This is a genomic window from Marivirga tractuosa (assembly GCF_042140215.1).
Classification (GTDB): Bacteria; Bacteroidota; Bacteroidia; order Cytophagales; family Cyclobacteriaceae; genus Marivirga; species Marivirga tractuosa_A.
The window spans coordinates 4,410,016-4,430,212 of the sequence record NZ_CP159478.1 but is presented as its reverse complement, the minus strand read 5'-3'; the positions used below and the strand labels follow the sequence as shown (position 1 = coordinate 4,430,212).

Genomic DNA, 20,197 nt, shown 5'->3' with positions numbered 1-20,197 from the left:
TTTGCTTTTCACTGCATGCATTTAAAACTTAAAACTAAAGTAGGCCAAGATTTTTTATCAGTTAAAGACGGGTTTAATGAAGAATTGTTTTTATCATTAAATCCTCCATTTCCTCCAGTTAAATTGAAAGAATTTGGAGGATGCAATAAAGGCGATAAAGTACATCTGGAATTGAATTTCATTTTTTTTAAACAAGATTGGATAAGCGAAATCACTTTTGATAATACTTCCCAATCAGTTTTCGAATTTGTGGATGAAGGAACGAAATTGCCTTTCTTTTTAAAGCTTTGGAAGCATCATCATATAGTGGAAAAAACTGAGGAAAATCAATCTTTTATAATTGATGATATTAGATTCAAATCTCCATTTATATTAATGGATTTTCTATTATACCCTGTTCTATGGCTTCAGTTTGCTTATCGAAAGCCGATTTATAGAAGGATTTTTAAATCTTAAGGTAACTTAATGGTGGAAAGTGTAACATAATTGAATAATACTGGCTAATATTTATATTTTTGCTATAAACCTGAGTTCGATTATTAATTTAGGATTCAGACTGTTTGTAAATAGTGAGTTTCAACTAAAAATTTTGAAGCAATAGCGGGCTATTGTAAGAAATTTTTAGGAAGAAAATCGCTGTTTACAAGCGGAATCAGAAAAACTTTCCCATAAAATCCAATATACAGCGTTGTCTTTCTTCGATATAGCTCGCTATATCTTCAAAAAGACGCCTTGTCTATTGAATTTTATGAAAATCTGAATTTCCAAATTAATGTCGAACTCAGGTTATAAATAATATAAATATCATGGTTTTTAGATTCTTTTTTGGTTTGCTAATTTCATTTCTTTTTACTTATAACGGCCTTGCAGGCACTATTGAGTTTGTACATGATGAAAATAGTAAAGTCGAGTTGAAGGACTCCGCATATCCCAATGTTTTATTTTTTACTCCGACTTTCGAATACCCGCGTAAAACAGTATTTGAACTAAGCGAAAACGATATTAATTTCTATTTACTGGATTTTAATTCTAAAGAATATTATTTATGGATTGAAGATTTATCCTCAGGTATTGAGATTGATTTGTCTAATGCTAATATTAATACCTCCAATATAGTATTGATTTCTAAAAAAGATTGGTTGGCAGGGACATTGAGCACTAAGAATTCAAAATTCAAGAAATTACATGAAATTGATTTATTTTATGCTGATGCATTAGACAGCTTGCATAAATTAGCTCAGAACGATGTCAAATATCGAGCTGATAATAGTTATAATACATTGGTTTGGGATAGCCGTTCTGCTAAGCAATTATTTAATTTTGCAATGGAGCAATACGATAAAGAAATAGATGAAAATTGGATTCATTATGTTCCAGCTTATACTCAATATTGGAAATTCATTTATAAGCTATATTATCAGTATTTTAATGCCAATTCGTTGAAAAGTCTATCGATAAAGGAAACTAAATCTAAAATTGAGGCAGATTTTAATTATCCGCAATCTGAAATATTGGTGCTGCATCATTTTTTTAGACCTGGTTTAGCGCTAAGTGAATTAAAGGAAAATCTCCAAGTTTTAATGGAGGGTTTAAGTTTCAGGGAGAAAGAAATAGCTGAGGCGAGTATTCAAATGCAAGCAGTTAACGATTTGAAAACTATTCAAAATATAGACTTTCTTTTTGGAATAGATATAGATGGGGCTTTAGAAAGTTATTTTGCCCGCGATTCGTCTTTTAGTAAAAACGTACTGGTTTTTTGGTCTTTCTGGGACAAGGAGATGATCTCTGAATTCAACCTTTTAAATAAAATAAAGCATAAATTTGAAGGAGATTATAACTTCATAAATATCTGTATAGATGCTTACGAATCTCCTGAAAAGGTGAAGTCCTTCATTTATCAAAATAAAGTGGGAGGATTTCATTTGTTGCCTGAGCAATCAAATGCATTTAGAAAAAGTAACTATAGAAAGAATCAAAAGATTAGAGATTTCCCATTCTATATTTTGACTGACCATGAAGGAACAGTGATAGAAACGGAATCAGTTTCAATTAGTGTAAGCAACCGACTTGAACATAAATTAAAACATTTCAAGACAAAAAAATAGCCTTACATATTTGCAAGGCTATTAAACTTAAATCCAATTATTTTATTAATCTTCATTTTTTTCTTCCTTTTCAGAAGAGTCTGAATTTGAAGTGTCAGCTGCTGCGGTTTCTTCTTTAGCTTTTGACTCTTCTTCCTTTTTCTTCTTCTCTTCTTCTTTCTTTTCTTTGTCTAATTTATCCTGCTTTTTCCCATTGGTATAAGCTTCATAAGTAGTTTGCTGCTCAAATGGCCTCTTACCGATTAGTTTTTCTAAATCAGATTGGAAAATAATTTCTTTTTCCAATAATTGCTGAGCTAAAATTTCTAATTGCTCTCTTTTGTCTGTTAAGAGTTTCTTCGTGGTTACATAAGCTTTAGCAATCAATTTCCCTACCTCTTCATCAATTACTTTTGCAGTATCCTCTGAATAAGGCTTGGTAAATTTATAATCGCCTCCATCTTTAGAATCATAGAAAGAAACGTTTCCGATTTTTTCGTTCATACCATAAACGCTCACCATGCTATAGGCCATTTTGGTAATTCTTTCCAAATCGCTTAATGCACCTGTAGAGATTTTACCAAATACGATTTCTTCAGCTGCACGACCACCAAGCGCCATACACATTTCATCAAAAAGTTGTTCTGTTTGATGTAAGAATTGCTCTTTTGGCAAATACTGTGCATAACCTAAAGCGGCAATCCCTCTCGGAACAATACTTACTTTCACCAATGGGTCAGCATGCTCTAAGAACCACCCAGCAACTGCGTGTCCTGCCTCATGATAAGCCACAATTTTCTTTTCATCAGGAGATATGATTTTATTTTTCTTCTCAAGACCACCGATAACTCTATCGATAGCATCCTGAAAATCATTCATATCAACTGCCTTCTTATTTCTTCTTGCTGCTATCAATGCTGCTTCATTACAAACATTTGCAATTTCAGCACCCGCAAACCCAGGAGTCTGAGCGGCTAATTTTTTAGCATCTAATTCTTTGCTCACTTTAAGAGGGCCTAAGTGAACTTTAAAGATTGCTTCTCTACCAATGATGTCTGGTTTGTCAATACTTACTTGCCTATCGAACCTACCTGGTCTCATTAAGGCTGAATCCAATACATCAGGTCTGTTGGTAGCCGCTAAAATGATAACACCTGAATCTGTTGAGAATCCATCCATTTCCACTAAGAGTGAATTTAATGTGTTTTCTCTTTCATCGTTTGAACCTGGCATTTTTCCACCACCTCTTGAACGACCGATTGCATCAATCTCATCAATAAATACAATACAAGGTGCCTTTTCTTTCGCTTGCTTAAATAAATCTCTTACCCTGGCTGCACCAACACCCACGAACATTTCAACAAAATCAGAACCTGACAGTGAAAAGAAAGGTACTTCTGCTTCACCAGCAACTGCTTTTGCTAATAATGTTTTACCAGTTCCTGGAGGGCCAACTAATAGTGCACCTTTAGGAATTTTACCACCTAATGTGGTAAACTTGCCTGGGTTCTTCAAGAACTCAACAATCTCTGCTACTTCTTCTTTAGCTTCATCAAGCCCTGCAACATCTTTAAATGTTATTTTAACTTTATTCTCAGCATCAAAAAGAGCGGCTTTTGATTTTCCAATATTGAAGATTTGACCGCCAGGGCCACCTTGGCCTGACATTCTTCTCATCAAGAACCAAACACCAAATAGTAGGAAAATTAAGAAGCCATAACTCCAAAACATTTCAGACCATTGTGTACGCTCTTCTACTTCATATCCAATTCTATCTTCTTCAGGAACCTGACTCTCAAGTGCTGAGTAGTTCTTGTCAAAAATATCTAGACTAGGAATCTCAAATGAATAATGAGGACCCTGTTGGTAATTCCAAGGATTACTGTTTTCTAATTCTTGAATGTACTTTGAATTTTGAAGCGCATCTTCTTTCAAATACACTTCAACTAAACCTTGATTTTTGAGCAATAATACTTTTTTAACATCATTGCTCAGGTACATTCTTTCGAATCTTTTTTCTGATATTTTTATGGCATTACTACTGCCACTGAATAATGAAATTCCAAACACCACTGATATTAAAACTATAATTACCCATATTTGATAATTAGGCTTTTGTGGCGGCTTTGGTATGATTTTTTTTCTTTTGTTATCTTTTGGTTTTTCTGCCATTACTTTTAACTATTACAATGCTGCTAGCATAACGTTAGCATTCAGCATTATGTTTATGATAAATTTTTAAACACTTTCTACCTCAATGATTTTGGCATCGCCCCATAAACTTTCGAGATTATAATGTCCTCTTTTGTCATTTTTGAAGATGTGGGCAACAACATTTGCAAAATCTAAAAGTATCCATTCTTTATTATTTTTACCTTCGGTCATCCACGGCTTTTCATTTGCTTCTTTATAGGCAAATTTTTCAATGGATTCAGATATGGAATCTGCCTGTGTATCGGAAGTTGCTGAACATATTACAAAAAAGTCAGCCACTGCATTTTTTACTTCTGATAAATCTAAAATGGTGATGTCTTGAGCTTTTCTCTCCTGCATTCCCTGCACTACTATTTTACTTAAAGCCTCTGAATTCATTAAATATTTTTTGGTTTCAAATCTAAGATGTTTCTTTGCTGTAAATCTACGAAATAATATTGCATAAAATCTTTGCCAATACCTTATTTATAGGGAAACAAGTCGTTTCCCTGCCAAGCTGTCATTCCACCAATGATTTGATGGCACAAATGTCTGCCAAAAAACAGCTCTACGAAGGTGCAATTATCATCACAAAACACCAAACTAAGGGGAAGGGGCAAAGAGGTAATCAATGGAATTCTCCTGCTGGAGATAATTTAACTTTTTCTGTTTTTTTTAAGCCTCAGTTTCTTAAAGCTTCTCAACAATTTGAACTGAATAGGATGACCTCCTTAGCACTTCTTGATGTGGTGAAAAGCTACAATGCTGAGTCTAAAGTTTTTGTGAAATGGCCTAATGATCTTATTTTAAATAAGAGAAAGGTAGCGGGGATTTTAATTGAAAACTCTATCAATCAAAACGGAATTTCTGAAAGTATTATTGGGATTGGATTGAATGTAAATCAAACCGATGGTTTACTTCCCACAGCAACTTCTTTTGCAAAACAATTTGAAAAAGAATTCGATTTGGATAAAGTTCTGCTCGAAATCGTCCAAAGACTGGAGCACTATTATTTAATCTTAAGAAGTGGGGACTTTCGATTCATCCATGAAACCTATGAATCAAAATTGTACCTTAAAGATAAGGTGGCTTATTATGAAGATTCCATTGGAAAATTTAACGGGATAATCCGTAAGGTTTATCCTGATGGGGTACTGGAAATTGAAGATGAAAGCGGAATTCTTAAGAAATATCAATTCAAAGAAGTCCGACTTCTGTCATAATAATTGACTTTTCCTCCAATAAACACATACTCTCTTTAATTATTAAAACTTATGTGGTAATTTTGTGTTGCTAAATGCATTTATAAAGAAGAAAATAAGTTAAAATGACAGATACAGAAAATTACAAAGTAAAAGACATTTCCCTTGCCGCCTGGGGAAGAAAAGAAATTACGCTAGCTGAGGCAGAAATGCCAGGCCTAATGGCTTTAAGAGAAGAATATGGTAAAGACCAACCTTTAAAAGGAGCTAGGATTGCGGGTTGTTTGCATATGACTATCCAAACGGCAGTTTTAATTGAAACTTTAGTGGCTTTAGGTGCTGAGGTTACTTGGAGTTCATGTAATATCTTTTCTACTCAAGATCAGGCTGCTGCTGCTATTGCTGCTGCTGGAATTCCTGTTTATGCCTGGAAAGGAATGACAGAAGAAGAATTCAACTGGTGTATTGAACAAACGCTTTTCTTTGGTGAGGATAAAAGGCCATTGAACATGATTTTGGATGACGGTGGTGATTTAACCAATATGGTGTTGGATAACTATCCTGAACTTGCTGAAGGCATCAACGGGCTTTCTGAGGAAACTACTACTGGTGTTCACAGATTATACGAAAGAATGAAGAAAGGAACGCTACCAATGCCTGCCATCAATGTAAACGATTCAGTTACAAAATCTAAATTTGATAACAAATATGGATGTAAAGAATCATTGGTAGATGCTATCAGAAGAGCTACTGATGTGATGATGGCTGGTAAAGTTGCCGTTGTCGGTGGTTATGGTGATGTAGGAAAAGGTTCTGCAGCTTCATTAAGAGGTGCTGGTGTTAGAGTTATCGTTACGGAGATTGATCCAATTTGTGCGCTTCAGGCTGCAATGGACGGTTTTGAAGTAAAGAAAATGAAGAATGCTTTACCAGAAGCGGATATTATTGTAACTGCAACGGGTAATAAAGACATCATCAAAGGAGATATGTTTGACTTGATGAAAGATAAAGCTATCCTTTGTAATATCGGTCATTTCGATAATGAAATTGATGTAGCTTGGTTACACGACAATGCTGAGTGGGATAATATCAAACCTCAGGTTGATTTAATCACTATGAAATCAAGTAAGCAAATTATTTTATTGGCTGAAGGTAGATTAGTAAACTTAGGTTGTGCAACTGGTCACCCATCATTTGTGATGTCTAATTCATTTACGAACCAAACATTGGCTCAAATTGAATTATGGAAGCATAAAGATAAATATGAAAATGCGGTTTATACTTTGCCTAAGCATTTGGATGAAAAAGTTGCAGCTTTACACTTATTGAAAATCGGTGTTGAACTAGATACTTTATCTGAAGATCAAGCTGAATACATTGGCGTTACGGTTGAAGGACCATATAAGCCAGAGTATTACAGATATTAATATTGAATTATTTTTTCCAAAGCCCGAGAACATTATTGTTTTCGGGCTTTTTTTATTCTCTTAATTTCTCATAGAGATTGATATAATATTTCCCCATTTCCACCTTACTGAATGCTTTTGCTTTCTCTTTGGCGGCTGCTGCAAAAGTATGTCTGAGCTCTTGGTTTTGTAAAATCGTTATGAGCTTTTCTGAAAGTTCCTGCTCATTCCCAACTGTTGCCAGAAATCCTGTTTTTCCATCCTCAATAATTTCGGGTATTCCTCCAGTATTTGTTCCTACTAATGCACATTCTGCTGCTGAAGCATCAATAAAGCTAGTTCCTAAGCCTTCAGATTGAGAACATAGCATGAAAATATCAGATTGAAGTAAGATAGAAGGAATATCAGTTCTGAATCCTAAAAAACTTATGTTCTTCTTTATTCCCAATTCTTGATAGAGTTCTTTCAATTGAGGGGCTTCCTTACCTTTGCCTACGATCAGAAAATGTACATTCTGAGCTTCTTCTAAAGTAATTTTAGCTGTTTTAAGGAAGGTCGTGAAATCTTTTTCAGGACTCAGAGCACCTACACCTATCACAATATTTTTGTCTTCAGAGATTTTTAATTCTTCTCTAATATTAAAATTATGAGAAGAAAGATTGAATTTTTCCAAGTCTACCCCACTATAAATAATTTCTATTTTTTGAGTATTATTGACCATTTTACCAACCATACTGGCTACATCATTAGAAATACATACAATCTTTTTGATGCTTTTACTATTATATTTTTTTCTATTGATCCATGAGTTTCTAATAGGAAAGGAGACTCTTCTATGTAGGATAAAACTTTGATCTGGTGCCCAGAAGCTTGCAGCTAAGCCAATGGTGTGAGCTTTGGAAGTGTGTAAATGGACAAAGTCAGCTTTTTGTTGATTGAAAATCTTGCTTACATTTAAAATCGCTTTTAAATCAATAGAATTTCTTATTGAAAGTGCTGAAAAGGAGATATTTTGATTTATGGCATACTTTTCCATCTCTGAATTTTTCTTGCAAATCAAATGATTCTCAATTCCATGGGAATTAAGTTCGTCAATTAAGTAAGCGATTTGTTGTTCGCCACCTCTCCAATTTTTTTCTGTGCTGAAATGGATTACTTTCATTTGGTTGATTGTTGATCTCGCATTTGTTTGAATTTAGCGTATTTCAGGAATTTAGCATGAGCTGAAATAATAGCAATGGTAAATCCATAAAAACCGTCCAAAAAGCCTAATTGCAAAATATATCTCTTAAAAAAAGTGAAAGGAGGATTGAAATATATCTTCAAATATTCTGATTTACCTTTATTCTTATTTAAAAGTTGTTGTGCGGCTATTTCAGAAAATTTATTAACCTGTTCAAGATGAGTCTTTAAGTTTTCAGTTGTGTAGTGCAATATATCACCTTTCAATTTGCCGATCGTGCTATCACTATTCATAATCACCTTGTCATGCGGATTATTGCCTCCCCATTCGCCTTTATTTTTATTCCAAAGCCTGATCTTCCTATCGGGATACCAACCGCTATGCCTAATCCATTTGCCACAATAGTTGTTTAATCTCGGCATGTTATAAGCATCTTTTTCTGATGTATCTTCATTTTTCCATTGATGAATTTCTTCTTTTAGTTTTTCACTTAACCTTTCATCGGCATCCAAGGAAAGTATAAATTCAAAATTACTTTGATTGATTGCAAAATTCTTTTGTTCAACATGGCCAGCGAATGAATTTTCAATGAATTTTACTTTTGAATACGATTTACAAATTTCAGCAGTTTTATCTTTTGAAAAGCTATCTATCACAATAATTTCATCCGCAACATCCTTTACTGACTCAATACAAGCCTGAATATTTTTCTCCTCATTGAAAGTTATGATAGTGACTGAAAGCTTCATTTACCAGATTATTCTAATAGTTATAGTCAAAAATATGTGTTTTGCAGGTGTAATTCCTAAATTTGACTTATAAATGTAAGTCGAACCGCAGAAACATCTACATTTTTGCGAAAAAGTTAGTTTAGCATAGACTCACTTCTTATATCAGCGAAATTAAAATAGTTTTATGAAGATATTAGTCATTAGTAATTATAAATCAATTGTGACAGTAAGGCCAGAAGCTGAGATTTTCATCGGTTTAGCTAAAAAAGGCCATGAAATTACGGTAATGACTTATGAAGGAGCTGATTATATTCCTCGTTTTGAAGAACATGGGATAAAAGTTATACCCTTTCATCCTACCAAAAAAAGAGATAAAGAAAGCATAGCTTTTATTAGAGAAGAATTAATTAAAGGCGAATATGACATTCTTCAGATGTACAATAGTTTGGCTTATTTGAATGGAATTCCTGCTGCTAAAGGATTACCCGTAAAGGTGAGTTTATACAGGGGTTATACTGGAAATATTGCATGGTATGATCCTTTTATTTACCTAAAATATTTCAACAAAACTGTTGATGCTGTTATTTGCAATGTAAAAGCAATTGAAGAGCTTTTTGTTAAGAATTATTTTGGCAACAGGATTATTTTTAAAACCATTAATAAAGGTCATGACATTTCCTGGTATCAGGTTGATGAAAAAGCTGATTTATCAGAATACATTCAAAGTAAAGATAATGTCAAATTTATCTGTACTGCCAATGACCGAAAAATGAAAGGTTTAAAATACTTATTGAAAGCTACTCATTATTTGGATAAAGATGCTCCTTTTGAATTATTTTTGGCTGGTAATAATATGGATAGGCCTGAATTCTTAAAGCTAATTGAAGAGAGCCCTGTGAAAGATAAAATCCATATTTTGGGTTACCGAAACGATATTTTGGAGGTAGAGAATAATTGTGATGTATTTGTACTGGCTTCACTTTATGGGGAGTCCATCACAAAGGCAGCAATTGAGGCCATGGCACTAGGGAAGGCTCCTTTAATCACAGATATTCCTGGAAATAAGAAATTAGTGGTATCAGGAGAATCAGGAATTGTGGTGCCAAAAGCAGATGCTGAGGGGCTTGCAGAGGGTATGAAGCAATATATTTACAATCCTAAATTAATAGAGAAATACGGAGAAGCAGCACAAAATAGAATTCAAAATGTATTTCATACGAGTAAAACAGTGGAAGAGTATGAGGAATTTTATAATGAGTTAATCTTAGATTAATTAAAGCTAATCTAACCTTACATTAGCTTAGAATTAATTATTATCTAATTTTTCTTTCTGAAATTTGATTCTTTGTACTATTGTGGTTTATTATTTTAAAAAAACAACCCAATTGGATGAAAAAATACTTCACTCAAGCTTATAAAAAATTTGTATTCAGACTTTCAGCACGTAATTCCATAATATTCAAAATATTCTACAAATATTTTTTTAAGCCTAAAAAGGGGAGTTTAGGCTACTTCTACAATCATATATCAAAAAAACTTGACCAAGTATTTGTAATACAAGTTGGAGCCAATGATGGCATTAATCATGACCCAATTCATAAATTTGTAAAACGAGATAAATGGAAAGGACTATTAATTGAACCACAACCAGATGTGTTTCGCTATCAGCTTTTTCCGCTTTATCAGAGAGATAAGGGGGTTTTCATGGAAAATATTGCTGTTAGTGATAAGATCAGTTTGATGGATATGTATAAAATCAGTTTTACCAGAGAAAGATGGGCTACTGGACTGACTACTTTTCATAAAAAGACTCTACAAGATAAAGTGGACAGAGGAGAAGTGGACGCTATAGCAAAAAGAAAAGGAATTAAGGTTCCAAAGCAGAAAGAGAATTACATTGATCAAGTTAAAGTCGAATCGAAGACCTTTGAGTTTCTTAGATCAAAATATCAGATAGAGAAAGTAGATGTGCTGCAGATTGATGTGGAAGGATTCGATTTTGAAGTAATTAAGTTATATGATTTAAGCCAAAATAAGCCTAAGGTAATTGTATTTGAAAGCCGACATTTAGGAGTTCAAGAATATGCTGAAGCTGAGCAGTACTTCACTGATAATGGGTTTGTCGTAAAAAGGGTTAAAGGCGATAGTATTGCAGTTCGAAATGATTTTGCTTTCGGAATGGAAATGATGAAGACATTTAGCTAGCTAACTTCTAATATTTTTTGTTAATCTGAACCATTGTATTTCACCACAAAAAGATAAAAAAGGACAGCCTGTGGCTGTTTTCTTTTAACCACAATGTATGTCTAAGAATTTCACAAAGATACATAAGAAATTAACCAAAGTTTTTTCAAGCTTGCATTGAATCTGTTTTTCCTTCTCCCATTGAAGAATTATTTATAATTTCTATTTTTAATCAAAATGGTCAATGCTATTTAGGGATGGACAACCTACCCACTTCCAACTTCCCACTCTTAACTCCCTAAAATCTCCTTAAAAAATTTCTCATAATTATTGATAGTGTTTTCTATTGAGAATTTTTCAAAGGAAGTCTTTTTCCCATTTTCTAATAACTTATTTCTCAAATTATGGTCTTCTACCAATCGTTTGATTTGCTTAGCAAAGTCTTCATAATTTTCATTTTCATACAGCAACCCATTTTCCTCATGTTGTACCACATCAGGAATGCCTGCATAATTTGTAGCGACTACAGGAGTACCCATAGCCATGCTTTCTACTAAAGTAAGCCCAAAACCGTCCATAGTGGAGGGTAGTACATTTACAGTCATCAATGAGTAGTATTGAATTACAGTGGCTTTGTCATTCACTATTCCTAAACACTTTACTTCCTGTGGGACATCAAGTATGTCTGGTTCATCAGGAAATCTATTCCTATAGCTTTTTTCATCTAAACCCACATAAAGCACTTTCCATTCTTTCGGAAGAAATTGTAATGCTTTTACAAATTGTGGTTGATTTTTGTATCGAGCTACACATCCAATTATAATATCATCATCGGTATAGCCCAATTCAGTTTGTAATTTCTTTATTAATTCTAAGTTAGCTTGATACTGTTCGGTAGGAGTTCCATTATGGATTACCTTAAGTTTACTTTCCTTTATGCCTCTTTGAATAAAAATTTCTTTTAAAGCTTCACTCACTACTACTACCTTATCGCAGAAATAATTATTGAAAATATTTTGAAAGAATTTATTTAACCCAAACATTTTCTTCGGGTTTTGCCTTCTGGTTTGTACTATTTTGACTTTTTTCCGATTTAGGAAATTCACTAAAGGCCAACATAGCGGTCTTTGGAAGACTGCGCATTAATGATTTGAATATTTTCTTTTTCAATTAATTCTTTGATTATAGAGCGTGTTCTTTTATCAGTTTTACCCTCAAATGGCATGTAAACTCTTTTAACTTTAGATTCCTCTACAAGACTATCCAGAAAAGTATCTTTTTTCAACCCTAAAAAAACATTATGATTTCTTTCAGCCAGACCCTTAGCCAGATAAGAAATACTGTAAGTAGAGCCTGCTACACCCCCTTGAGCACAAAGAATAAGAATATTCATAATTTAATTTATATAAATTTAAGAATTACTTGGTATAACCTTCTCTCCATTTTTCGGTTATATACAATAATTAAACTAGTCTGTGGGAGAGCGCATGTCATACGAAAGCAAAGATAAACAAAGAGTATTCAACGAGGAATTTATGCCGCATATTGATGCGATGTATAATTTTGCCTTTAGGCTTACTTTGGATGAAGATGATGCCAAGGATTTGGTGCAAGAGACCTTCATGAAAGCCTATAGATTCATCAATTCTTTTGAAACGGGAACCAATGCCAAAGCTTGGCTGTTTCGAATCTTGAAGAACAGCTTTATAAATAATTACAGAAAAAAAAGTAAGCAACCTAATAAAGTAGATTATCAGGAAGTTGAATCTTTTTATAATTCTGATTCGGTTAATGAAAATATTACAACCGACCTTAGGGTAGAAACTGTTCAGCATTTAATTGGAGATGAGATCACCAATGCGCTCAATGCGCTGGATGTTGATTTCAGAACCGTAATTATATTATGTGATCTTGAAGGCTTTACTTATGAGGAGATGGCTAAAATACTAGATATTCCAATAGGTACTGTAAGGAGTAGGTTACATAGAGCAAGAAATTTATTGAAAGAAAAGTTGAAGCAATATGCTAGTTCCTTAGGCTATAAGGATAAGCGAAAATAATAGGAGGAGATTTTTAGGTGAGGAAAACATTAGGCATATTTGCATAATTAAGGCAACAGCCAAAATTTTTTAAAGAATAAGCAAACCATGGAAGTTGAGCAAAACCAAGCGTGTACAGAATTATTAGAATTAGTAATTGATGGACAAGCTACCCAAGAACAGCATCAGAAGTTAATGGGCCATTTGGAGAAATGCGAATATTGTAGAGAGGAGTATTTATTGAGTAAATCCATACAAGAGAGTCTTAAGAATCATATAAAACCCAATCATACCCCTTCAGGACTAGCCAATTCCATTCAAACTAAGATTTCTGAAACAGCCTCCTTAAAATGAAGAAAAACGGTAAAGCAATTATCTTCTCAGCTCCATCCGGAGCTGGTAAAACCACTATAGTCCAACATTTATTAGATAAACATCCTGAATTAGGCTTTTCAATTTCTGCCTGTACTCGCGATAAAAGAGGAAGAACTGAAGTTGATGGTGTGGATTATTATTTCCTTACCCCAGAAGAATTTAAAAAGCGCATTGATAAGGATGAATTTGTTGAATGGGAGGAAGTTTACGAAGGAAATTTTTATGGAACCTTAAAAGAAGAAGTTCAAAGAATCTGGGATTCGGGTAAAGCTGTGATTTTTGATGTGGATGTAAAAGGAGGTTTAAAGCTCAAAAAATACTTTGGTAAGTATGCATTAGCAGTTTTCGTAAAAGTCCCTTCACTTGAAGTTTTGGAGGAAAGATTAAAAAATCGTAATTCGGAATCCTCATCCAGTTTATCACAAAGACTTTATAAAGCCAAGTTTGAAATGACTTTTGAAAAGGAATTTGATGTTACTTTGGTGAATGAAGACTTGCCAACTTCCCTTAAAAAGGCAGAGGATATGGTGGCTGGTTTTATTGGGAAAGCTTAAATAGACTGTACTTTTTTTAATAAATTCCGTATTTTTAGAATCAGATTAATTTTTCGTTATTATGAATGCTGAAATTTCAAATAAAATACCAGTTTTAAAATCTTTGTGTGAAAAATATCAGGTGGAAAGTCTGTATTTATTTGGTTCTGCTATTCAAAAAGAAAATTTTTCAAAAAATAGCGATCTAGACTTTTTAATTACCTTTCAGGAGGGGATTTCTGTAGAAGATTATACTGAGAATTATTTTGCACTTCAATATCGACTAAGAGAGATTTTTAATAGAGATATTGATCTAGTTACTTCTCGCTCCTTATCAAATCCATACTTCATTCAATCAATAGAGGAATCCAAAGAATTAATTTATGCAGCATAAACTGCAAAAATATCTTTTTGATATTAAGATTTCTATTGAGTCAATCCATGATTATTTAGGTGGGGAATTGAATTTTCATGATTTTCAAAGTAACAAATTATTAAAAAGAGGGATAGAAAGAGAAATTGAAATTATTGGTGAAGCCACTAATAACATATTGAAACTTTATCCTGAAATTAAAATAGAAAATGCTCGAAGAATTGTAGATACAAGAAATTGGGTAATTCATTCCTATGATAAAGTTGATGACGTAATTATTTGGGGTATTGTGGTGAATCATTTGCCTAAATTGAAAAAGGAAGTAGAAGAGCTCTTAGATACAATTGAATAACTCATGAATAAAAACGTAGGTCTGTTTTTTGGTTCTTTTAATCCTATTCATGTGGGGCATTTGATTATCGCCAACACCATGTTGGAAGAGCCTGATGTAGATGAAGTTTGGTTTGTAGTTTCTCCTCAAAGCCCTTTTAAAAAGCAGAAATCACTAGCGCATGAATTTGACCGATATGATTTGGTTCAAGCAGCTATAGGCGATCATTTTCATATGAAAGTAACAGATATAGAATTCACTATGCCCAAACCAAGCTATACTTCAGATACACTAGCTTATTTAACTGATCAACATCCAAACCATCATTTTAAATTAATAATTGGGCAAGATAATTTGAAGAGTTTTCCTAAATGGAAGAACAGCGATGTGATTTTGCGCGATTATGGTTTGTTGGTTTATCCTCGTCCAAATGCTAAAAAATCTGAATTGGAAGAGCATGAAAATGTACGCTTTGTGGAAGCACCTTTGATGGACATATCTGCTACATTTATCAGAAAATCAATAAAAAATAATCGCTCTGTGAAATATTTGGTGCCAGATGCGGTTTTAGATAGGATAAAAGGAAAAAAGCTTTATATCTGAATATTTTTCTAATTAGCTTCATTTATCAACCTTAACTTTAATATCTTGAACTCCATTCGAACCAGTTTATGAAGAAATTATTTACGCTCTGTATTTTATTCCATTCTATATTTCAAATTAGTGCTCAAGGGGTTCGCGGTGTGGTGTATGGTGAAGATGGAGAAGCATTGCCCTTTGCCACTATTTATGTGCAGGAAACTGGTTCAGGAACTTCTACTAATCAAGAAGCCTACTACGAATTACAACTCAAAAAAGGTAAATATACACTTCAGTATAAATTTGTGGGTTATGAGACCGTAACAAAAGAAATTGACTTAGGAGATGAAAATCTTCAGTTAGATGTGAAATTGCCAAAGCAAAGTTTATTGTTAGAGGAAGTTTCCACCACGGCCAAAGCTACTGATCCGGCTAACTGGATGATGCGAAAAGCCATTGCTAAGAGCAGTTATCACCGACAACAAATTGATGCCTATGGTGCTACTGTATATGTAAAAGGTAAAGGAAGAGTTACCGATATTCCTTTTTATTTAACCAGTGTTTTAAAAAAGGAAGGCATAGATACTGAAACGATGATTATTACTGAATCGGTAAGTGAAGTCAGTTACCGAAGGCCTAATCAATTTTCAGAAAAAGTAATTTCCGTTTATGCATCAAAGAAAACAGATTTCAATGCTAATCCGATGCGTTTTATTGCAGGAAGCTTTTATCAGGATGAGATTGCTTCCGTTATTTCACCTCTTTCTTCCAAAGCTTTCCGCTATTATAAATTCAGGCATATGGGTGCATTTATGGATGGCAGTAATTTGATCAATAAGATAAAAGTTATCCCTAAAGTGCCCGCACCAAATGTTTTTGAAGGAGAAATTCAATTAGTAGAGGAGGATTGGGCATTGTTCGGGGTGGATTTAAATGCTCAAATTGAATTGGGAATAGAAGTGAGGATTAGACAAGTTTATCAAAATATTAATGATTTAGCTTGGATGCCAATCACCCATCAATTCGATGTAGATGGGAAGCTAATGGGTGTAGGTTTTGAAGGTAAATACTTAGCTTCAATGAGTGATTATAATATTGAGCTAAATCCTGCTTTGCCAAGAAAAATTAAGATATTAGACAAAGATGATTCCGAACAAGGAAAAATGACTGAGGAAATTATTGAGGAGGCTCAGGAATTAGTGAAAAATGAAAAGAAAGAGGAAGTTGCTGTAAAGTCAGAAGACCTATCTGATATCATGAAAGCTTACAAAAAAACACAGCAAGATTCATTGGCAAAGCAAGATGTAATTGGCGTTTATGATTTTGAGGTAGATTCTGCTGCATACAATCAAGACTCTATGTTCTGGGCACAAATTAGACCTATTCCACTTTCTACTGATGAAGCAAGGGGCTATGCAAAAATCGATAGTCTCAATGTAATTAATGATGAGCAGCTGGAAAAAGACTCAGTAAAAGCTGAGAAAAAAACCAGCTTTCAGATTACTGATATTCTGGTTGGTGGTGAGTATAAATTGGACAGTGCGAAAAAGCTTCAGTTTAAGATATATAACCCATTCTTAAAAATTCATTACAATACAATTGAGGGATTAAACATTGATTATAGCATTGGTTTAAAACGATTTATACCCATGAAATTTGACACTACTGTAGATAAATCGACAGTGGATAGAAGTTACTTCAATAGAAGCTCTTATGCTTTGATTAAACCAACAGTGCGTTATTCGGTAGCTCGAAATAAATTTATTGGAAAAGTTTTAGCCAAATACCAGTTCAAAACAGGTGATATCTCTTTTAGAGTGGGGCGTTATGTCCAACAATTTAATGATGCTCCTGTTGTTCTTCCATTGCTCAATACTAGTTTCACTACCCTCTGGGAGCAAAATTTCATGAAAATCTATGAAAAGGACTTTATGAGATTGAATTATGAAAGAAAGTTTTCTGCAAAATTGGGTATGTCTGCAGCAATAGAATATGAAGAAAGAAAAAGGCTTAATAATAATGCGGACTTTCGAACTATAGATTGGAAAAGAGAATTTACCCCTAATTTTCCAGTGAATATCAATCCAATTGATGATTTTGATGGGCAAAAGGCATTGACAGCAAATGTAAAATTTTATTATCAACCTTTTGTAAAATATGTCATTCGTAACGGAATCAGAAGACCTGTAAGGCAGCGTCCTACTCGTTTTGCTTTGGAATACTACAAAGGGATCAAAGATCTTGCAGGAAGTGAAGTTAATTTTGATAGGGTAGTAATTGGATATAAAGATGAATTTGATTTCGGTGCAAAGGGTAAAACGTATTTTAATACTAGAATGGGTGTTTTTCTGAATAATAATAGTTTGGGATTCATGGACTATGCACATTTTCCTGGAAATAGAGCTTTTATTACCCAAAATGATCCTGTGGAGTCATTTAGGTTATTAGATTACTATAGATTTAGCACCGACCAATTTTATGCACAGAATTTTATTTTTCACAGGTTTAGGAAATTTCTCATCACCCAAATTCCAGCTACACGTTTTATGGGGCTAAAAGAAGGCGCCTTTATAAATTATTTATATACACCAGATAGTAACAATTATTCAGAGCTTGGCTATTCGATAGAAGGTATTTTGAAGTTTTTCAGGATAGAGGTAGCTACTCAATATGAGAATATGCAATATAAAGGCTGGGGAATAAGGGTAGGGATATCCACCACAATTGGAGGAAATATGTCTGTTAATGTTCAGGATGATGAATAATTGACTTTAGATACTTTTTGGTAGTTTAATTTCAAAAATAGTATGTTTTTGAGCTTCTGAATGGATATTGAAATCCCCATTTAATTTCTGAATGCATTGTTTTACAGTATATAAACCAATGCTAATATTTTCAAATTCTTTTTGAGCTTTAGAAAAACCATTCATAAGTTTATTGCTTTCTTCATCAATGAGTTGAAGATTATGTAATTTAAAAATCAAACTGATGCTTTGTGTTTGAGGACTAAGTGAAAACTCAATTTTATAAGCTTTAAGATTTTCACTTTTCATAAATTGGAGAGAATTTTGAAGAATATTGAAGGTGATCAGTCTAATCAAAGATTCATCTGAATAGAAGATAAAATTGCGATCTAAATTAATAATGAGGTCAAAATTCTTAATATTTTCAATATATGCCACCTCATTGAAAGATTCTTGTACAATAGTTCTAAAGTCAATTTGACTGTTTTCCAAAGGTTTTTCGTGTAATTCACTGATCAATTTCAACTCCTCAATTATTACATTTAGCCTTAAAGCTGCTTTGTCCAACATGCTAAAGTAATTCAATGCTTTTGCATCTTCTACATCTTGCAAAGCTAAATCGCAAATTCCCATTAGGCGTACAATTGGGCCTTTTATGTCATGAGAAGATTTGTAAATGAAATTATCAAGCTCCAAACTGGTGTTTCTTAACCTTTCATTTACCGATTTTAGTTCAATATTTCGCTTATCAACAGTGCCCGCTAATTGTTCATTAAGTATTTCCAATTCATCTTTTTGTTGGCTAATAACATTTTTAGCACGATTTAACTCTTTCAAGTTGAGCTCTAAATATTCCTTTTGTGTTTCAATTTCTTCTTTCTGCGATTCAACTTTATCATTTTGCTTTTTAAGTGTTTTATTTATTTTCTTATTTCTTTGATAGATTAAAATCAATAGAATTGAAAATGGAATGATTAAAATTAGAATTGAGATATATACCAAATTCTGAAAACTTTTCTCTTTCAAAGCAATTTCACTTACTTCCAAAAGCATTCTGTTTTTATTTTCTTCTAATTTTAAGGGGATTAAACTCAAGTTTCTGCCAAGTACGTTCACATACAAAGAATCTTTCATTTTCAGGTTCATTTCAAGCAGTTCATTTGCTTTATTCAGATCGCCTAAATTTTGATAAACCTTAGCTCTAACCTCACATATTTTAATGGTTAAATCATTTGCTTTTATTTTTTCAGCAATGGAATCACTTTTATCCAGAAAAGTTAATGATTCTCTTTCTTGATTTTGAGACAATAATAATCTAGCTCGCCAAAGATAAATTTCGGCCATCCCCTTCTGGTCTTTTATAGATTCTCTTATTGTAAATGATTTATTGAAAAAATATTGTGCCGAATCAAAATCTTGGTATTCCAACATGACTTGCCCCATACCTTGAAGTGCTACCGCTTCCCAGTTATTATTTTTATAAGCATTGGCAATTTCTAATGATTTTTGGAAATAGATTTTTGCTTTCTGGAATTCTAATTGGACGAGGTGGGCATTACCAACATTATTTTGAGAATATATGATAAGATCATATTCTTCATTTTCCTCTGCTACATTTAGACCTTTTTGAAGATAGTGATGAGCACTGTCAAACATTCGGGCTTCAGTATAAACTAAACCTATGTTATTTAATGTATGTTCCAAACCATATTTTACTCCTAATTTCTTTTTTAATTCGTAAGATCGCATTAAGTATTCCAGGGCATTTTGATAATTTCCTAAACTGATATATACAAAGCCAATGTTGTTCAATGCGTTATGCATTAAAATTGAATCATTAAGCTGATTGGCAATTTCCAGTGCTTGTAAATTGTACTCCAATGCATCTTCAAATTCCCCTTTGTAGGTGTAGGTTCCTCCCAAAAGCCTTAAAGATTTAGAAACACTAATCTGGTCATTGAGTTTTTTTGATAAGAATAAAGCTTGTTCCGCATATTTCTGGGCTGAATCTGGTCTATTTAACCAATTTTCAAAAACTAACTGATGGAGTAAGTCAATGGTCTCTTGCCCATCTGTATCTTGCAAAAGATTTCTAATACTATCAGTTTTGTCTTCTGAAAATGATTGGAAACTCAGAATCAACCCTATGGTTATATATAATAGTTTTACCTTCAAATGAATATTCTTATTTATAGAAGTCTATATAAGATAGTAAATAAATTGATTAGATAACAGCTATA

Annotated in this window: 20 protein-coding genes; 13 read left to right on the top strand and 7 right to left on the bottom strand. The window is 33.2% G+C overall.

Going from position 1 to position 20,197, the window contains the following annotated elements:
• Positions 1–15 precede the first annotated feature (15 nt).
• Together ABWH96_RS19740 and ABWH96_RS19735 are read left to right on the top strand one after the other, a co-directional pair.
• Positions 16–456: a hypothetical protein gene (locus ABWH96_RS19740; protein ID WP_375579208.1), complete on the top strand. Its 441-nt coding sequence runs from the start codon at positions 16–18 to the stop codon at positions 454–456.
• A 350-nt stretch (positions 457–806) separates the two neighbouring features.
• Entirely contained in the window at positions 807–2,105 is a 1,299-nt protein-coding gene (locus ABWH96_RS19735) for a hypothetical protein (protein WP_375579207.1), read from the top strand.
• A 45-nt stretch (positions 2,106–2,150) separates the two neighbouring features.
• Here ABWH96_RS19735 and ftsH read toward each other — a convergent pair whose 3' ends face one another.
• Both ftsH and rsfS read right to left on the bottom strand, forming a co-directional pair.
• Entirely contained in the window at positions 2,151–4,256 is a 2,106-nt protein-coding gene (gene ftsH / locus ABWH96_RS19730; RefSeq protein ID WP_375579206.1) for an ATP-dependent zinc metalloprotease FtsH, read from the bottom strand.
• 66 nt (positions 4,257–4,322) lie between these two features.
• Entirely contained in the window at positions 4,323–4,676 is a 354-nt protein-coding gene (gene rsfS, locus ABWH96_RS19725) for a ribosome silencing factor (RefSeq protein WP_375579205.1), read from the bottom strand.
• A gap of 59 nt (positions 4,677–4,735) precedes the next feature.
• Between rsfS and ABWH96_RS19720 the strand changes: the two genes are divergently transcribed.
• Both ABWH96_RS19720 and ahcY read left to right on the top strand, forming a co-directional pair.
• The gene (locus tag ABWH96_RS19720; RefSeq protein ID WP_375579204.1) at positions 4,736–5,500 is read left to right on the top strand and encodes a biotin--[acetyl-CoA-carboxylase] ligase; all 765 of its coding nucleotides are present in this window, start codon (positions 4,736–4,738) and stop codon (positions 5,498–5,500) included.
• A 104-nt stretch (positions 5,501–5,604) separates the two neighbouring features.
• Positions 5,605–6,906, top strand: a complete 1,302-nt coding sequence (gene ahcY / locus ABWH96_RS19715; protein ID WP_375579203.1) for an adenosylhomocysteinase — start codon at positions 5,605–5,607, stop codon at positions 6,904–6,906.
• A gap of 52 nt (positions 6,907–6,958) precedes the next feature.
• Here the strand turns inward: ahcY and ABWH96_RS19710 are convergent, their stop codons facing one another.
• Together ABWH96_RS19710 and ABWH96_RS19705 are read right to left on the bottom strand one after the other, a co-directional pair.
• Complete coding sequence (locus ABWH96_RS19710) at positions 6,959–8,047, bottom strand: glycosyltransferase (RefSeq protein WP_375579202.1); 1,089 nt, start codon at positions 8,045–8,047, stop codon at positions 6,959–6,961.
• The gene (locus ABWH96_RS19705) at positions 8,044–8,817 is read right to left on the bottom strand and encodes a glycosyltransferase family 2 protein (protein ID WP_375579201.1); all 774 of its coding nucleotides are present in this window, start codon (positions 8,815–8,817) and stop codon (positions 8,044–8,046) included. Before ABWH96_RS19705 ends, ABWH96_RS19710 begins: the two co-directional genes overlap by 4 nt.
• Positions 8,818–8,983: 166 nt before the next feature.
• On the opposite strand from ABWH96_RS19705, the gene ABWH96_RS19700 reads away from it, so the two are divergent.
• Both ABWH96_RS19700 and ABWH96_RS19695 read left to right on the top strand, forming a co-directional pair.
• On the top strand, positions 8,984–10,072 hold the full coding sequence (locus ABWH96_RS19700) for a glycosyltransferase family 4 protein (RefSeq protein WP_375579200.1): 1,089 nt from the start codon (positions 8,984–8,986) through the stop codon (positions 10,070–10,072).
• A 116-nt stretch (positions 10,073–10,188) separates the two neighbouring features.
• Positions 10,189–11,004, top strand: coding sequence for an FkbM family methyltransferase (locus tag ABWH96_RS19695; protein WP_375579199.1), 816 nt, complete (start codon positions 10,189–10,191; stop codon positions 11,002–11,004).
• Between the two features lie 269 nt (positions 11,005–11,273).
• On the opposite strand, the gene ABWH96_RS19690 is transcribed toward ABWH96_RS19695, so the two are convergent.
• Complete coding sequence (locus ABWH96_RS19690; RefSeq protein WP_375579198.1) at positions 11,274–12,026, bottom strand: glycosyltransferase family 4 protein; 753 nt, start codon at positions 12,024–12,026, stop codon at positions 11,274–11,276.
• A gap of 62 nt (positions 12,027–12,088) precedes the next feature.
• Positions 12,089–12,376 (bottom strand): hypothetical protein, encoded by a 288-nt coding sequence (locus ABWH96_RS19685; RefSeq protein ID WP_375579197.1) that lies wholly within the window; start codon positions 12,374–12,376, stop codon positions 12,089–12,091.
• Positions 12,377–12,470: 94 nt separating this feature from the next.
• On the opposite strand from ABWH96_RS19685, the gene ABWH96_RS19680 reads away from it, so the two are divergent.
• The 7 genes from ABWH96_RS19680 to ABWH96_RS19650 all read left to right on the top strand — a co-directional run bounded on the left by ABWH96_RS19680 (position 12,471) and on the right by ABWH96_RS19650 (position 17,978).
• The gene (locus ABWH96_RS19680) at positions 12,471–13,043 is read left to right on the top strand and encodes a sigma-70 family RNA polymerase sigma factor (RefSeq protein WP_375579196.1); all 573 of its coding nucleotides are present in this window, start codon (positions 12,471–12,473) and stop codon (positions 13,041–13,043) included.
• 87 nt (positions 13,044–13,130) lie between these two features.
• Positions 13,131–13,376 carry a zf-HC2 domain-containing protein gene (locus ABWH96_RS19675; protein ID WP_375579195.1) on the top strand — a complete coding sequence of 82 codons (246 nt, stop codon included), beginning with the start codon at positions 13,131–13,133 and terminating at the stop codon, positions 13,374–13,376.
• Complete coding sequence (gmk, locus tag ABWH96_RS19670) at positions 13,373–13,951, top strand: guanylate kinase (protein WP_375579194.1); 579 nt, start codon at positions 13,373–13,375, stop codon at positions 13,949–13,951. The genes ABWH96_RS19675 and gmk overlap by 4 nt, the downstream gene beginning before the upstream one ends.
• A gap of 61 nt (positions 13,952–14,012) precedes the next feature.
• Positions 14,013–14,324, top strand: coding sequence for a nucleotidyltransferase family protein (locus tag ABWH96_RS19665; protein ID WP_375579193.1), 312 nt, complete (start codon positions 14,013–14,015; stop codon positions 14,322–14,324).
• Positions 14,314–14,655, top strand: a complete 342-nt coding sequence (locus ABWH96_RS19660) for a DUF86 domain-containing protein (RefSeq protein ID WP_375579192.1) — start codon at positions 14,314–14,316, stop codon at positions 14,653–14,655. The genes ABWH96_RS19665 and ABWH96_RS19660 overlap by 11 nt, the downstream gene beginning before the upstream one ends.
• Before the next feature lie 3 nt (positions 14,656–14,658).
• The gene (gene nadD, locus ABWH96_RS19655) at positions 14,659–15,237 is read left to right on the top strand and encodes a nicotinate (nicotinamide) nucleotide adenylyltransferase (RefSeq protein WP_375579191.1); all 579 of its coding nucleotides are present in this window, start codon (positions 14,659–14,661) and stop codon (positions 15,235–15,237) included.
• Positions 15,238–15,305: 68 nt separating this feature from the next.
• Entirely contained in the window at positions 15,306–17,978 is a 2,673-nt protein-coding gene (locus ABWH96_RS19650; RefSeq protein WP_375579190.1) for a DUF5686 and carboxypeptidase regulatory-like domain-containing protein, read from the top strand.
• A gap of 6 nt (positions 17,979–17,984) precedes the next feature.
• Here the strand turns inward: ABWH96_RS19650 and ABWH96_RS19645 are convergent, their stop codons facing one another.
• Positions 17,985–20,132, bottom strand: coding sequence for a tetratricopeptide repeat protein (locus ABWH96_RS19645; RefSeq protein WP_375579189.1), 2,148 nt, complete (start codon positions 20,130–20,132; stop codon positions 17,985–17,987).
• Positions 20,133–20,197 lie beyond the last annotated feature (65 nt).

Excerpts from the sequence above, each read along its gene's own strand:
- ahcY (WP_375579203.1), top strand. The coding sequence starts at position 5,605 with ATGACAGATACAGAAAATTACAAAGTAAAAGACATTTCCCTTGCCGCC.
- ABWH96_RS19680 (WP_375579196.1), top strand. The coding sequence starts at position 12,471 with ATGTCATACGAAAGCAAAGATAAACAAAGAGTATTCAACGAGGAATTT.
- ABWH96_RS19710 (WP_375579202.1), bottom strand. The coding sequence starts at position 8,047 with ATGAAAGTAATCCATTTCAGCACAGAAAAAAATTGGAGAGGTGGCGAA.
- ABWH96_RS19735 (WP_375579207.1), top strand. The coding sequence starts at position 807 with ATGGTTTTTAGATTCTTTTTTGGTTTGCTAATTTCATTTCTTTTTACT.
- ABWH96_RS19705 (WP_375579201.1), bottom strand. The coding sequence starts at position 8,817 with ATGAAGCTTTCAGTCACTATCATAACTTTCAATGAGGAGAAAAATATT.
- ABWH96_RS19700 (WP_375579200.1), top strand. The coding sequence starts at position 8,984 with ATGAAGATATTAGTCATTAGTAATTATAAATCAATTGTGACAGTAAGG.
- ABWH96_RS19685 (WP_375579197.1), bottom strand. The coding sequence starts at position 12,376 with ATGAATATTCTTATTCTTTGTGCTCAAGGGGGTGTAGCAGGCTCTACT.
- rsfS (WP_375579205.1), bottom strand. The coding sequence starts at position 4,676 with ATGAATTCAGAGGCTTTAAGTAAAATAGTAGTGCAGGGAATGCAGGAG.
- ABWH96_RS19660 (WP_375579192.1), top strand. The coding sequence starts at position 14,314 with ATGCAGCATAAACTGCAAAAATATCTTTTTGATATTAAGATTTCTATT.
- ABWH96_RS19665 (WP_375579193.1), top strand. The coding sequence starts at position 14,013 with ATGAATGCTGAAATTTCAAATAAAATACCAGTTTTAAAATCTTTGTGT.
- ABWH96_RS19695 (WP_375579199.1), top strand. The coding sequence starts at position 10,189 with ATGAAAAAATACTTCACTCAAGCTTATAAAAAATTTGTATTCAGACTT.
- ABWH96_RS19690 (WP_375579198.1), bottom strand. The coding sequence starts at position 12,026 with ATGTTTGGGTTAAATAAATTCTTTCAAAATATTTTCAATAATTATTTC.
- nadD (WP_375579191.1), top strand. The coding sequence starts at position 14,659 with ATGAATAAAAACGTAGGTCTGTTTTTTGGTTCTTTTAATCCTATTCAT.
- ftsH (WP_375579206.1), bottom strand. The coding sequence starts at position 4,256 with ATGGCAGAAAAACCAAAAGATAACAAAAGAAAAAAAATCATACCAAAG.
- ABWH96_RS19650 (WP_375579190.1), top strand. The coding sequence starts at position 15,306 with ATGAAGAAATTATTTACGCTCTGTATTTTATTCCATTCTATATTTCAA.
- gmk (WP_375579194.1), top strand. The coding sequence starts at position 13,373 with ATGAAGAAAAACGGTAAAGCAATTATCTTCTCAGCTCCATCCGGAGCT.
- ABWH96_RS19675 (WP_375579195.1), top strand. The coding sequence starts at position 13,131 with ATGGAAGTTGAGCAAAACCAAGCGTGTACAGAATTATTAGAATTAGTA.
- ABWH96_RS19740 (WP_375579208.1), top strand. The coding sequence starts at position 16 with ATGCATTTAAAACTTAAAACTAAAGTAGGCCAAGATTTTTTATCAGTT.